General features: G+C 68.3%; 11 protein-coding genes. 2 read left to right on the top strand and 9 right to left on the bottom strand.

The window, feature by feature from the left end:
• Window positions 1–3: 3 nt before the first annotated feature.
• The 7 genes from AS181_RS00520 to dnaK all read right to left on the bottom strand — a co-directional run bounded on the left by AS181_RS00520 (window position 4) and on the right by dnaK (window position 7,169).
• Window positions 4–1,080 carry a hypothetical protein gene (locus AS181_RS00520; protein ID WP_058249669.1) on the bottom strand — a complete coding sequence of 359 codons (1,077 nt, stop codon included), beginning with the start codon at window positions 1,078–1,080 and terminating at the stop codon, window positions 4–6.
• Between the two features lie 98 nt (window positions 1,081–1,178).
• Window positions 1,179–2,285: a hypothetical protein gene (locus AS181_RS00515; RefSeq protein WP_058249668.1), complete on the bottom strand. Its 1,107-nt coding sequence runs from the start codon at window positions 2,283–2,285 to the stop codon at window positions 1,179–1,181.
• 18 nt (window positions 2,286–2,303) lie between these two features.
• A complete protein-coding gene (locus AS181_RS00510) occupies window positions 2,304–2,771 on the bottom strand; it encodes an SRPBCC family protein (RefSeq protein WP_058249667.1) in 468 nt (155 codons plus the stop codon).
• Window positions 2,772–2,815: 44 nt separating this feature from the next.
• A complete protein-coding gene (locus AS181_RS00505) occupies window positions 2,816–3,214 on the bottom strand; it encodes a heat shock protein transcriptional repressor HspR (protein ID WP_058249934.1) in 399 nt (132 codons plus the stop codon).
• A gap of 3 nt (window positions 3,215–3,217) precedes the next feature.
• Window positions 3,218–4,420, bottom strand: a complete 1,203-nt coding sequence (gene dnaJ / locus AS181_RS00500; protein ID WP_058249666.1) for a molecular chaperone DnaJ — start codon at window positions 4,418–4,420, stop codon at window positions 3,218–3,220.
• A 263-nt stretch (window positions 4,421–4,683) separates the two neighbouring features.
• Window positions 4,684–5,328, bottom strand: coding sequence for a nucleotide exchange factor GrpE (gene grpE, locus AS181_RS00495; protein ID WP_058249665.1), 645 nt, complete (start codon window positions 5,326–5,328; stop codon window positions 4,684–4,686).
• Window positions 5,325–7,169, bottom strand: a complete 1,845-nt coding sequence (gene dnaK / locus AS181_RS00490; protein WP_058249664.1) for a molecular chaperone DnaK — start codon at window positions 7,167–7,169, stop codon at window positions 5,325–5,327. The genes grpE and dnaK overlap by 4 nt, the downstream gene beginning before the upstream one ends.
• A 469-nt stretch (window positions 7,170–7,638) precedes the next feature.
• On the opposite strand from dnaK, the gene AS181_RS00485 reads away from it, so the two are divergent.
• Together AS181_RS00485 and AS181_RS00480 are read left to right on the top strand one after the other, a co-directional pair.
• Window positions 7,639–8,457, top strand: coding sequence for a DUF1353 domain-containing protein (locus tag AS181_RS00485; protein ID WP_058249663.1), 819 nt, complete (start codon window positions 7,639–7,641; stop codon window positions 8,455–8,457).
• A 101-nt stretch (window positions 8,458–8,558) separates the two neighbouring features.
• A complete protein-coding gene (locus AS181_RS00480) occupies window positions 8,559–10,349 on the top strand; it encodes an HNH endonuclease signature motif containing protein (RefSeq protein ID WP_058249662.1) in 1,791 nt (596 codons plus the stop codon).
• An 81-nt stretch (window positions 10,350–10,430) separates the two neighbouring features.
• Here the strand turns inward: AS181_RS00480 and lon are convergent, their stop codons facing one another.
• On the bottom strand, window positions 10,431–12,773 hold the full coding sequence (gene lon / locus AS181_RS00475) for an endopeptidase La (protein WP_058249661.1): 2,343 nt from the start codon (window positions 12,771–12,773) through the stop codon (window positions 10,431–10,433).
• Window positions 12,774–12,837: 64 nt separating this feature from the next.
• Window positions 12,838–13,464: a hypothetical protein gene (locus AS181_RS00470; protein WP_058249660.1), complete on the bottom strand. Its 627-nt coding sequence runs from the start codon at window positions 13,462–13,464 to the stop codon at window positions 12,838–12,840.
• Between the last annotated feature and the right edge of the window lie 18 nt (window positions 13,465–13,482).

The raw sequence follows: 13,482 nt of genomic DNA, 5'->3' as shown, positions 1-13,482 counted from the left end.
AGCTCAGGGGACTTCGAGGCTCGGCTCGCTGCCGGCCGGAGCCGTGACCGTTTCGGTCTCGGTCACGGTGTACGTCTCGGGAGCCGACTCGGTCACCGTCTCCGTTCGAGTGACCGGACGCGGGGTGCTGGTGACCGTCGTCGTGCGGACGGAGGTCTCAGTCTCGGTCTCGGTGACCGTCGCCTCCTGGGTCGAGGTGACCGCTGCCGGTGTCTCGGTCACGGTGACGGGCGCGGGTTCGGCGACCGTCGACTCGGCGGTGACGATCAGCGTCATCCCGACGGCGGCCAGGAACACGGCCGCGCCGATGGCGGCGCCGACGAACCACCAGCGACGTCCCGTCGACGTCCGCGGGGCGACGGGGGGCGCTGCCGCGGCTACCACCGCGGCGTCGGCCGCACCGAGGGCCGAGGCCAGCGCCGGGTTGTCCGCGACGGTGACGGGGCGTTGCGCCGCGTACTCGAAGGCCGGCGCGATGCCGGGGAGTTGCGCGCCGGGGCCGACCACGATGACCGACGTGATGTCACGCCCGCGCGGCAGGCGGGTGACCGCCGTCGCGAGCCGGGTCGCCGCGTCGGGGTCGGTGACCGAGGCGATCTCGCCCGGCGCGAAGTCGGTCGTGCCGAGGACGGCGCCGGAAGACGTGTCGACGGTGGCGAGGGTCGTGCCGGCGGCCGGCGCGGCATCGCGATCCAGGTCGACGACGGCCACCACCCCACCGCGCGTCGCATGCGTGCATGCGATCTCGGCGAGTGCGGCGGCATAGCCGGTGACGACGACCTTCTCCGTCCACGACGGCCCGGTGCCGGCGCCCGGCGCGAAGGCCCGTGCCAGGTGGTCGCGGACGTCTGCGCGGGACGCCGAGATGCCGATGCGGTCGACCTCCACAGGGACGGAATCGACGAGTTCGAGGATCGCGGCCTCGGCACCGGCCGCCGACGCGTCCGGGAGGTCGACGAGATTGCTCGCCAGGACGTGGCCGTCGGCGTCGCGGACCACCGAGCTGATCTGGTCGTCGACGACGGAGATACCCAGGACCACGAACCCTGGCATCGGACCGTTTGCCGGTACCTCGGACATGGTTCACCTCCCGTCGCCGACCTTGCTGTGGCGTTCTGACCCGCAAGCCTAGCGGCTGACGCGAGGACCGGGGCATCCGGCTGTGTCCGGCGTCCGGCTCAGATCGACTCGGCAGCGTGCTGGGTGTACGCGGCGTCGCGCACCGCTTCGTCGGTTTCCAGGCCGGCGCCCAGGGCGCCGCCGACGGTCGCGAGGGAGCACGTCAGCCAGGCAACCTCCAGATAGTCGGTGAAGCCGACAGGGTGGTCGAGCGTCGCACCGATGACCTGCGGTACCACGAGGCAGAGCGCGCCGATCGCGGACAAGACGAACAGCGCCGCGTAGAACGCGCCCACACCGAGAACGACTGTGATCATGGTGACGATGTTGAACAGCGCCACCTGTTCTCGCGTCTGTCGGGAGCCGCCGCGTTCCCACAGGTCGGCACCGATGATCAGCGTCGCGGTGATCGCGATGATCGAGCCGAGCGCCACCGCGGTCAGGCGAATCCCACCGAAAGTGTCTGCGAGAAGCCAGATGTCGGCGGTGACGAGCGCGAAGACCCCGGCCGCGATCGCCCCGGTGAGGGCGCGGGTGAGCCCAAGCGCGAGCCGCCACGGGCGGTTGGCGCGCACCATGCCGGTGAGCAGACGCAGGTTCCCGGTCAGGACACGCGCGGTGAACGCGGTGCCCGCCTCGTCGACGTCGGTCCCGAGTTGGCGGACGCGATGGCGCAGCGCCGACCGCGCCGGCGACTTCTGGTGACCGCGGAGATCGTCGGCGTCGGCACCGAGGAGTTGACCGACGAGTCCGGTGATGATGCCGCGGGCCCGCTGCCGCACTCCGGTGGCGCCGAGTGCCGGCACCGAGAGGACCGCGACGCCGTGCACTGCGTTGGCATGCGCGACGACCGGACGTTTGCCGACGTGCAGCGGCAGGTCGGTCAGGCAGAGCACCAGATCCCACTCGTGTTCGAGCAGAAGATCTCTCGTGGCGTCGACGATCTCGGCGTCGCCGGCCGGCGGCTGTACGACGCCGGCCTCTAGGAGATCCAGCTGCCAGCGCGCGCCGGGGAAGGTCGTCTGGATGTGGTCGGTGAGGTCGGCTTCGATGAGCTTGCGGGCGAGGTCGATCGCCTGGCCCGGCGCGGCGACGATGCCGAGGACGACGACGGGTTCATCCGAGGTGCCGGGCTCGGGGAACGACTCGGGGGAAGAGGAGTCCATCAAGGGTGACGGCTCGGCTCAGGCGAACCGGGCCGCGAGGGCCCGCAGGGTGCCCTCGATCCCCTTGCCGTTCTTCTTGTCGTAGCCGATGAGTTCCATGATCTTCGGTACCCGGAGCGTCGAGTAGTCGAAGGTCTCGGTGACCGCGGTCGTGGTCGGTGACGTCGACTCGAGTTCCCACCGCCAGCGGTGCCCCATCGGGTGCTGCCATTCGACGACCCGACCGGGTTCGAAGTCGGTGACGGTCGAGGTGATCTTGTACGGCACGCCGTACTGCTTCATCCCGACGCTGAAACGCGCCCCACGGGTCAGCGTCTCGGGCCCGTCCACAGGGGTGTCGCGGACCGTGCCGGAACCGTCGAGCTCCGGATGCCGATGCGGATTCGACACGAGCGCGAACACATCGGCGGCCGGGGCGTTCACGACGACCCGGCGCGAGACCTTGTGCGGGCCGGAGTCGACGGTGGTGACGGGTTCAGAAGCCATACGCTCAACGTTACGCACGTCCGTGGGCTCGCGTCGAAACCACGTCAGTCGGTGGTGCGTTTGCGTCGCGGCTGCCAGACGACCAGGGCGTTGGTGCGCGGCACCGGGACGAGTTCGCCGCCGCGGCGGGTCCGCGACGCTTGCACCTCGTCGGTCAGCTCGCGCACGCGGTGCTGGAGCGCCTCGACCTGATTGCTCAGGTCGATGATGCGTTTGATGCCCGCGAGGTTGACGCCTTCCTCCTGCGAGAGACGCTGGATCTCGCGCAGGAGTTCGACGTCGCGGGACGAGTAGCGGCGACCACCGCCACTCGTCCGTTGCGGGGTGACCAGACCCAGGCGGTCATAGGTCCGCAGGGTCTGGGCGTGCATGCCGGCGAGTTCGGCGGCCACCGAGATCAGGAAGGTCGCGCCATCACCGTCGAAGTTGCTCGCACCGGCCATCACTCATCGCCCCCAGTCCGCCCGCGGGTCGAAACCGCTTGCCCGCTCGGCCTGGTCGTAGGCGCGCATCGCCTCGACCGCGGCCTCGTCGAGCTTGTTCGGAACCGCGACCTTGACGGTGACGAGCAGGTCGCCCGCCCCGCCGGAGCGCTTGGGCACCCCACGACCGCGCACGCGCAGCGTGCGGCCGTCGGTGGTGTTCGGCGGGATCTTCACCCCGACCGAACCCTCCAGGGTCGGAACCGAGACCGTCGCTCCGAGAACGAGTTCGGAAATCCGCACCGGCAGCTGCACTCGAAGGTCGTTGCCGCTGCGGGTGAACTGCTTGTGCGGGGTCACGTGCACGACGACGTAGAGGTCACCCGACGGGGCGCCACGACGACCGGCCTCGCCCTGCCCGGCGAGCCGGATGCGTTGACCGTCCTCGACGCCGGCGGGGATCCGGACGTTGATGGTGCGCGCCCGGACCTTCACGCCGCTGCCGTCGCAATCGGTGCACGGGTCGTCGATCCGCGACCCGGTGCCCTGGCAGTCCTGGCAGGGCTCGCTGAATCCGAACGCGCCCTGGTTGCGGCTCACGAACCCGGAACCGTTGCAGTTCGCGCACACCCGCGGACTGGTCCCGGGCTTGGCGCCTGAGCCGTGGCAGGTGGTGCAGGGCGACGGACTGGTCACCCGCAGGGGGACGGTCGTGCCGAGCGCGGCGTCGGAGAACGAGAGCGTCGTCTCGGTCTCGAGGTCCTTGCCACGACGCGGCCGGCTCGCCGTCGAAGTACGTTGCGTTCCGCCGCCGCGGTTGAACAGGCCGTCGAAGATGTCGCCAAAACCGCCACCGCCGCCCCCGGTCTGCGCCCCGCCGAACAGATCGCCGAGGTCGAAGTCGCCACCGCCGCCGGTGGTGTAGGTGGTTCCGCCGCCGGGGAAGCCACCCGGGAAGCCGTTGCCGCCGCCGCGGAATCGTCCGCCGGCGAACATGGCGCGTGTCTCGTCGTATTCCTTGCGCTTCTCGGCATCGCCGAGGACGCTGTGGGCTTCGGACACCCGCTTGAAGCGCTCTTCGGCCGCGCTGTCACCCGGATTCGCATCAGGATGCAGCTCGCGCGCGAGCTTGCGGTAGGCCTTCTTGATCTCTTCAGCCGAAGCGTCAGAAGCAACGCCCAGGTCCTTGTAGAAGTCGTGTTCTAACCACTCACGTTGTGGTGCCACCAGACGTCACCTCCTTGAGTTCTGTTGTCTGGATTGATGTTTCAGTTGGGGCCACCCTCTCCCTGGGGTGCGAGCCGACCACCTGCTCCTGAGGTGCGAGCCGACCACCTGCTCCCTGAGGTGCGAGCCGACCACCTGCTCCCTGAGGTGCGAGCGAAGCGAGCCACGAAGGGTTCGTCGCCCTTCGTGGCTCGTCGCTTGCGCTCCTCGCACCTCAGGGATCAGTGGTGAGTTCGCCCACTCAGGATCGAGCGACGGTCGTTCTATTGTGCACCGGGCGCGTCGCCCGCGGGAGCGGGATCGGTGACCGTCACCATCGCGGTGCGGATCACCTTCTCGCCCAGGCGGTAGCCGCATCGGTACACCGATCCGATCACCGGATGTGCCCCGGTGCCGTCGTGCTGCACGGCTTCGTGGAGTTCGGGATCGAACTCGTCACCCGCCGCACCGAAGGCCACGAGACCTTCGGCGGCCAGCACACCGGTCAGCTTGTCGGCGACCGAACGCAGCGGACCGCTGTCGAGGTCGCCGTGTTCACGGGCACGGTCGAGATCGTCGATGATCGGCAGCAGCTTGTCGATCAGGATCTGCTTGCCGTAGGCGACCGAACCCTGCTTCTCCTCGGCGGCACGCCGCCGGAAGTTGGCGAACTGGGCGCGTTCTCGCTGCAGGTCGGCCGTCAGCTCGGCGACGCGGGCATCCGGTTCGTCGGCTGCGGCGTCCGGCTGCTCCTCGGTGGCCTGTGACATGTCGGTCTGCTCGTCGACGACCGGTCCGGCATCGGCCGGGCCGGGTCCGGCGGCCGGCTCGTCGCGCACCTCACCCGTCTCCGGGTCGATACGACGACGGTCGGTCACCGTCACCGGCTCCTCGCCGGACCCATTCGACGAATGGGCTCCTGCGGTCACTTGTTCTCCTTCGAGTCGGCATCGTCGACGACCTCGGCGTCGACGACGTCGGGATCGCTGTCGGCCGCGGCGGACTCACCGTTGGGGGACTCGGCAGCGGCGTTGGCGTAGATCGCCTGGCCGAGGGCCTGCGACTCCTCCGACAGCTTCTCGATCGCGGACTTGATCGCCGCGGTGTCGTTGCCCTTGAGCGCTTCCTGCGCCCCGGCGACGGCCGCCTCGACCTTCTCCTTCAGCTCCGCCGGGACCTTGTCCTCGTTCTCCTTGAGGAACTTCTCGGTCTGGTGGACCAGCGACTCCGCCTGGTTGCGGGTCTCGGCCTCCTCGCGGCGCTTGCGGTCCTCGTCGGCGTGCGCCTCCGCGTCCTTGATCATGCGGTCGATCTCGTCCTTGCTCAGGCCCGAACCGTCCTGGATGCGGATCGAGTTCTCCTTGCCGGTGCCCTTGTCCTTCGCGGTGACGTGCACGATGCCGTTGGCGTCGATGTCGAAGGTCACCTCGATCTGCGGGACACCCTGCGGGGCCGGAGCGATGCCGCCGAGCTCGAAGCTGCCGAGCAGCTTGTTGTGCGAGGCGATCTCGCGCTCACCCTGATAGACCTGGATCTGCACCGACGGCTGGTTGTCCTCAGCGGTCGTGTAGGTCTCCGACCGCTTGGTCGGGATCGTGGTGTTGCGCTCGATCAGCTTGTGCATCACGCCGCCCTTGGTCTCGATACCGAGGGAGAGCGGGGTGACGTCGAGCAGCAGCACGTCCTTGACCTCACCGCGGAGCACACCGGCCTGCAGTGCGGCGCCGACGGCGACGACCTCGTCCGGGTTGACGCCCTTGTTGGGCTCGCGGCCACCGGTCAGTTCCTTCACCAGGTCGGTGACGGCCGGCATACGGGTCGAACCACCGACGAGCACGACGTGGTCGATGTCGCCGACGGAGATGCCCGCATCCTTGATGACGGCCTGGAACGGTGCGCGGGTGCGCTCCAGCAGATCAGAGGTGATCTTCTGGAACTCGCTGCGCGAGAGCTGCTCGTCGAGGAACAGCGGGTTCTTGTCGGCGTCGACGGTGATGTAGGGCAGGTTGATCGAGGTGCTCTGCGAGCTCGAGAGTTCGATCTTCGCCTTCTCGGCGGCCTCACGGAGACGCTGCAGGGCCATCTTGTCCTTGGTCAGATCGATGCCGTTCTGGCTCTTGAACTTCTCGACGAGCCAGTCGACGACGCGCTGATCCCAGTCGTCACCACCGAGGTGGTTGTCACCGGAGGTCGCACGGACCTCGACCACGCCGTCGCCGATCTCGAGCAGCGAGACGTCGAAGGTACCGCCACCGAGGTCGAAGACCAGGATGGTCTGTTCCTTCTCACCCTTGTCGAGCCCGTAGGCCAGGGCGGCCGCGGTCGGCTCGTTGACGATGCGGAGCACGTTGAGGCCGGCGATCTGGCCGGCTTCCTTGGTGGCCTGACGCTGCGCGTCGTTGAAGTACGCCGGGACGGTGATGACCGCGTCGGTCACGTCCTCACCCAGGTACGACTCGGCGTCGCGCTTGAGCTTCATGAGCGTGCGCGCGCTGATCTCCTGCGGGGTGTACTTCTTGTCGTCGATCTCGACGGTCCAGTCGCCCTCGCCCATGTGGCGCTTGACGGAGCGGATGGTGCGGTCGACGTTGGTGACCGCCTGGTTCTTGGCGGGCTGACCGACCAGCACCTCGCCGTTACGCGCGAACGCGACCACCGACGGTGTGGTCCGCGCGCCTTCGGCGTTGGCGATGACAGCGGCTTCGCCGCCTTCGAGCACGGCCACCACCGAGTTGGTGGTACCGAGGTCGATTCCAACAGCACGAGACATGTTTGGCTTCCTCCTAGTTTGCGGGTGTGCACCCGAGTCCTTGTCCCGAGGTCTCGCGACCGCGGGGATGTCGTGGCGAAACTCTGCGGGACCGGACTTCAGTGCGTCCGACTCATGTCCTACTGAAAAAGTAGATCCGAGTCAAACCGACTTGAGTCTTCGTCGCTCAGGTTTCTCGAAGTGTGCAACGGGGGTGACCGACGGATTGTTCCCGGATCGTCGAAAAAATTGAGCGGAGTTCGCTCAATTTGGGCCGGGGCCTCAAACGCAAATGACGTTGCGCCCGGTTTCCGGGCACAACGTCATACGGATGCGTGGCTTCTTCGACCTCGCCATCGCCGGGGCCCCGGGCCCGCAACTTCCACGGTGGTCAGTACGCCACCACCCCAACACGCTGCGCCTCCGTTACCCATCGGTCCCGGTCGCGTGGGGGCTACGGTCGATACATCCCCTCGACGCGGAGGCGGCGATGAACGAGACCACACCGAACGATCCGCGATGGGTGCCGTGGCGGGTCGCGCCGACGTCGGGCTTCGAGGTCGACGACCCGACCGGGCGTGGCGAGGTCGAGATCGCGCAGATCGACGAGCGACAGTTTCTCGTGCGCAACGCCTTCCGGTTCTCCGATCCCGCGGTCGAGGAGTACCTGGTAACACAACTGGTCGAGCGAGGACAGACGGAAGCCGATGCGCGGGGCGCCGTCGACGCGGCCCGCGCGTTTGTGCCCGGCGACGACAACCCCACCGACCTCGCCTCGATCCCCCGGTTCCTGCGCTGGTTCGAGAACCCTTACGGCAGACACTCACTCGCGGCGCTCATCCACGACGAGCTCATCACGGGCACCGTCAACTCCGGCGCGCTCGGGAGTGACACCCTGTCCGACCGGTTCTTCCGCGAGATGATGCGGGCGTCCGGCGTCCCCTGGCTCAAGCGGTGGATCATGTGGTCGGCCGTGGCACTTCGCACGCGATGGGTCGCCGGCGGATGGCGACGTCTCAGTGTGGTCGGGTGGCTGGTGCTGAGCCTCGTCGGCATCTGCGCGGCGGTCGGTTCGAGCGGGGCGCTGCTGTTCGATTGGTCGTGGCCGACATCATCGCCGGCGGTCTCTCTCCTGCTCTCCCTGCTGATGATCTTCGTCGCCGCGCCGCTGTGGGGGCGCCAGTGGGCGGCGAGTCTCGTTGCGGCCGTGGCCGCCTTGTGGGTCCTGCCCGCCGCGATCGTGGCCTACTTCGCCTATGCGCTGTATCTGTTGTCGGAGAGGATCGCTCGCACCGTCGGGCTCACGTAGCGGCTCGGCCGAGCATTCTTGTCGGTGGTCGGGTCTATCTTGGATGTATCAGTTGATCCGGTCAACCAGGCCGGGTGGCAACGACTTCGGGGGGAGTCACTGTGGGGGCATGGACGGATCTGCCGGGCGAGTTCCTCGCCGGGGTCGATCCTGCTTGTCCGGCCGATGCCGACACCGCCACCCATATGCAGCGTCTGGGGTCGATCCGCGCGGGCGAGTCGTATCTGGCGTGGTGCCGCTATCAGACGATCCTGGTGTTGTGTGATCGGCTGTTGACCACGGTCGGCAACAGTTACGTCTCGGACGGTTTCGGTGACATCGTCGCCCGGGTCTCGCGCGAGGCCGGGATCACCCGCTACCGGGCGGGGATGCTGGTCGACGAGGCGCTGTGTCTTCGTGACCGGTTGCCGCGGGTGTTGGAGACGTTGCGCGACGGCATCATCGGGCCGCACCAGATCCGCGAGATCATCGGCCGCACGCACTTGGTGTCCGATGATCACCTTCTCGACCCCGGCGACCCCGCCAGCCGCCGGATCATCGAGGTGCTCGACGAATCGATCGCCGACCTGCTGCGCTCCCGGTCCGGGTCGTGGTCGACGTCAGGTTTGCGCGACATGATCGACCGCCTGGTCTTCGGCCACGACGCCGACGCCGTCCGCGAACGGCGCCGCGAAGCGCTCGACAAACGCGGGGTGTGGACCGAGAACCACGGTGACGGCACCGGTGAGATCACCGCGGTCATGGCCGCCGAAAACATCCGAGCTTCCAACGCCTCGGTACGGGAGCTCGCCGCATCCGTCTGCGACCGGGATGGCCGCACCCTCGGGGAACGGAAGTCCGACGCCATGTGCGCGTTGCTCACCCGAACAGCGTTCACGTGTGCGTGCGGTCAGTCCGACTGCACCGCAACACCGCCCGATTCTGCCGGCGCCACCGCGGGTACCGAGATCGTGATTCACGTGGTGACCGATGCCGACACCCTGGCCGGCGGGTCCGGACCCGGCTGGGTCGACGGGCACGGAGTGATCTCCGACGAGCATGTGCGTGACCTTGCCGCCCGGCCCGACGCGACGATCAGACCGGTCACCCCCATCCGCACACCACCGTCGCAGGTCGTCGCCGGCGGCCCAGCCGTCACCGACGAGGGCGGATACGACGACGAGCACCCGCGGACGGCGAACATCGCCGCACCACAGCAGGCTACAGATGACACCGGCGGCGCGGGTGACGCGTCGGCACCCCCGACTTCGGCCACACCGTCGACGGAGCCGCCGTCGTCGGAGGTCGTGGTGGTCTACCCGGCTGCCCTGCCTGGTGACCCGTATCGTCCGACAAGTGCGTGCGCGGAGTTCGTGCGGGTGCGCGACGGTTACTGCACCGAGCCGGGTTGCACGCGTTCGGCATTCACCGCCGATGTCGATCACGTCGCCGAGTACGACCACGCCCGACCCGCCCGCGGGGGTGCGACCTCGAGTGAGAACCTCAACGCCAAATGCCGTCCCGGTCATCTCCACAAGACGCACAGCGACTGGACCGATGTGCAGTACCGCGACGACGAGGGCCGCCTGGTCACCGAATACGTCACGCCCGAGGGCTTTGTGATCCCCGGCGAGGCCGAAACCCTCGAAGACCTCTTCCCCAACCTGCGGCGAATCCGATTCGAACAAGCCGCGAAAGCCCCACCGACACCGCGGATCATCGTGCCCGAACGGCAAGGCAGACAACAACAAGGCCGACAACCGCGCACGATCACCGAACGCACCGCCGCCAAACACGCGAAGCGGCGAGAAGAACGTGCCCGCAACAAGGCACAACGCGAAGCGGATCGACTTGCCCGAGCCGAGGCAGCTAGCCATCAACCCGACACGCCCGACGACCCGCCACCCTTCTGACAGACGCCAACACCCCGGCGGAACGTGATCGTCCACGTACCACCGGGGTGTTGGGCTGGGCCTGGGCTACAGCGCGCGGGATCAGGCCGCGGTCACCTGCGCGTCGACGGCGACTTCCAGCGCCTGCGCGACGATCTCGGCGACATCGGTCATCGGCCGCACGTCGAGGGCGTCGAGCACCTCGGCCGGCACGTCGTCGAGGTCGGGCTCGTTGCGCTGCGGGATGAAGATGGTCTTCAGCCCGTTGCGTTGTGCGGCAAGCAGTTTCTGCTTGACCCCACCGATCGGCAGGACCCGCCCGTTGAGCGTGACCTCGCCGGTCATCCCGACATCGCTGCGCACCTGACGTCCCGTCGCCATCGACACCAGCGCGGTGACCATGGTGACGCCGGCGCTCGGACCGTCCTTCGGCACGGCCCCGGCCGGAACATGCACGTGGATGGTCTTGTCGAGCGCTTTCGGGTCGACGCCGAGCTGCTCGGCGTGCGCCCGCACGTACGACAGTGCGATCTGCGCCGACTCCTTCATCACGTCGCCGAGCTGGCCGGTCAACTTCAGACCCGGCTCACCCTCGGTGGCGTTCACCTCGATGAACAGGACGTCGCCGCCCATGCCCGTGACCGCGAGACCGGTTGCGACACCGGGGACCGCCGTCCGCTCCGCCGATTCCGGCGTGAAGCGCGGACGCCCCAGGTAGTCGCGCAGATCGGGCTCGTCGATGGTGACGGGCGCCGTCGCGGTTCCCCCTTCGCCCGATTCGACCGCGAGGTTGGTCGCGGCCTTGCGCAGCGCCTTCGCCAGCAGCCGTTCGAACTGCCGCACACCGGGTTCGCGGGTGTAGTTGGCCGCGATCTCCCGCAGCGCCGCATCGGTGACGGTCACCTCGTCGGGTGTCAGCGCCGCCCGCTCGGCCTGCCGGGGCAGCAGGTAGTCGCGGGCGATGGCGACCTTGTCATCCTCGGTGTACCCGTCGAGGGTCACGAGCTCCATACGGTCGAGCAGGGCCGACGGGATGTTCTCGATGACGTTGGCGGTCGCGAGGAACAGCACATCGGACAGGTCGAGATCGAGATCGAGGTAGTGATCGCGGAAGGTGTGGTTCTGCGCGGGGTCGAGGACCTCGAGCAGCGCGGCGGCCGGGTCGCCCCGGTAGTCCGAGCCCACCTTGTCGATCTCGTCCAGCAGCACAACGGGATTCATCGATCCCGCCTCACCGATGGCCCGCACGATCCGGCCGGGCAGCGCACCGACGTAGGTACGCCGGTGGCCGCGGATCTCCGACTCGTCGCGCACACCACCGAGGGCGACGCGCACGAACTTGCGGCCCAACGCCCGGGCGACGCTCTCACCGAGCGATGTCTTGCCGACCCCGGGAGGACCGGCGAGCACCATCACGGCGCCCGACCCGCGTCCGCCGACGACCTGCAGGCCGCGTTCGGCGCGACGGGCACGCACCGCGAGGTACTCGACGATGCGGTCCTTCACGTCGTCGAGGCCGTGGTGGTCGGCGTCGAGGATCTCGCGCGCGCCCTTGACGTCGGTCGAGTCCTCGGTCCGGGTGTTCCACGGCAGGTCGAGGACGGTGTCGAGCCAGGTGCGGATCCATCCGGTCTCCGGCGACTGGTCGCTGGCGCGCTCGAGCTTGCCCACCTCGCGGAGCGCGGCCTCGCGCACCTTCTCGGGCAGGTCGGCTTCCTCGACGCGGCCGCGGTAGTCGTCGGCGCCCTCGGGTTCGTCCTCGCCGAGCTCCTTGCGGATAGCGGCGAGCTGCTGGCGAAGCAGGAATTCCTTCTGCTGCTTGTCCATGCCCGCGCGGACGTCCTCGGCGATCTTCTCGGTCACCTCGGACTCGGCCAGATGATCGCCGGTCCACTCGATGAGCAGCCGCAACCGCGCCGCGGTCACCGGCGTCTCGAGCAGCTCACGCTTCTGTTCGTCGGACAGCCACGACGCATAGCCCGAGGTGTCGGCGAGATCCGCCGGATCGGACATCTTGTTGACGGCGTCGATGAGCTGCCATGCCTCGCGGCGCTGGAGCATCGCCAGCACGAGCTTCTTGTACTCACCGGCGAGTTCACGGTCTTCGTCGGTGGCGTCAACCTCGTCGACCTCGGTCACCTCGACCCACAGCGCCGCACCGTGACCGGGTGTCCCGGTTCCGATCTGCGCGCGCTGCTCACCCTTGACGACGGCTGCCATGCCGCCGCCCGGGATGCGGCCGACCTGCACGATCGACGCGATGACACCGTAGGTGGGATACCGGTCGTCCAGACGTGGGGCGACCAGCAGTTTCCCGGTCTCGCTCGCCCGGGCGGCGTCGACCGTGGCCTGTGCGGCATCGTCGAGCGGGATGGGCACGACCATGCCGGGCAGGACGACGACGTCGGGAACGAAGAGAACCGGCAGTGAATATGTCTGCGACATGAAACCTCCAGAGTTAAGTCTGACCGACTCAACCCAGGTGGCAGGAATCTTGTTCCCGGGCGATTTATGCCAGGAGCGAACGGGGTGCGGCCGCCCAGGTGAAGCCGTCCGGATCGGTCAGCTCGCCGGCGTCGCCGCCGATCACGAGCCGATGGGAACCCGAACCGTCCGGGTGGACACCCGCATCCTTGGCCGCGGCCTTGCGCCCGTAGAGCGCGAGCTTGATCGAGTCGGGCGCGCTCTCGAACTCGACGTACTTCCGGCCGAAGCTCTTGGCCACGGCGAATCCGCGGCTCACATAGAACCCCTTGGTCGCCGCGACGTCGTCGACGCCGAGCAGCAGGACCAGATCGTCGACCTCTCGCTCCGGCGCGCCGGTCGGCTTCTTCGACGAACTGGCGACCTTCCAGATCGCGCCGTCGGGCGCCTGGACGACGCCGCCGTACCCCCAGAAGGACTTCTTGGCGGGTTTGAGCACCGTGGCGCCGGCCTCGATCGCCGGCAGCAGGAAGGAGTCGGCAACCGTCGGATCGGCGACCACGAGAGAGACCACAAAACCGCGGAAACCCGAGGTCGGCGAGTCTCCCGCGCGGAACCGCAGTCGATCGCCGAGTCCGAAGGCCTTGTCGTAGAACGCTTGTGCTGTCGCGATGTCAGTGACGTCGAGTGTGAGTGCGTTGATGTTTGTCATGCTTCGACGCTAAGACGC

It is taken from the genome of Gordonia sp. SGD-V-85, from assembly GCF_001456905.1.
GTDB classification, from domain to species: Bacteria; Actinomycetota; Actinomycetes; order Mycobacteriales; family Mycobacteriaceae; genus Gordonia; species Gordonia hongkongensis.
Note: the sequence above shows the minus strand (reverse complement) of the source record. Positions and strands in the feature narration are given on the sequence as shown.

Excerpts from the sequence above, each read along its gene's own strand:
- dnaK (WP_058249664.1), bottom strand. The coding sequence starts at position 7,169 with ATGTCTCGTGCTGTTGGAATCGACCTCGGTACCACCAACTCGGTGGTG.
- AS181_RS00510 (WP_058249667.1), bottom strand. The coding sequence starts at position 2,771 with ATGGCTTCTGAACCCGTCACCACCGTCGACTCCGGCCCGCACAAGGTC.
- AS181_RS00505 (WP_058249934.1), bottom strand. The coding sequence starts at position 3,214 with ATGGCCGGTGCGAGCAACTTCGACGGTGATGGCGCGACCTTCCTGATC.
- AS181_RS00520 (WP_058249669.1), bottom strand. The coding sequence starts at position 1,080 with ATGTCCGAGGTACCGGCAAACGGTCCGATGCCAGGGTTCGTGGTCCTG.
- AS181_RS00470 (WP_058249660.1), bottom strand. The coding sequence starts at position 13,464 with ATGACAAACATCAACGCACTCACACTCGACGTCACTGACATCGCGACA.
- AS181_RS00485 (WP_058249663.1), top strand. The coding sequence starts at position 7,639 with ATGAACGAGACCACACCGAACGATCCGCGATGGGTGCCGTGGCGGGTC.
- AS181_RS00515 (WP_058249668.1), bottom strand. The coding sequence starts at position 2,285 with ATGGACTCCTCTTCCCCCGAGTCGTTCCCCGAGCCCGGCACCTCGGAT.
- lon (WP_058249661.1), bottom strand. The coding sequence starts at position 12,773 with ATGTCGCAGACATATTCACTGCCGGTTCTCTTCGTTCCCGACGTCGTC.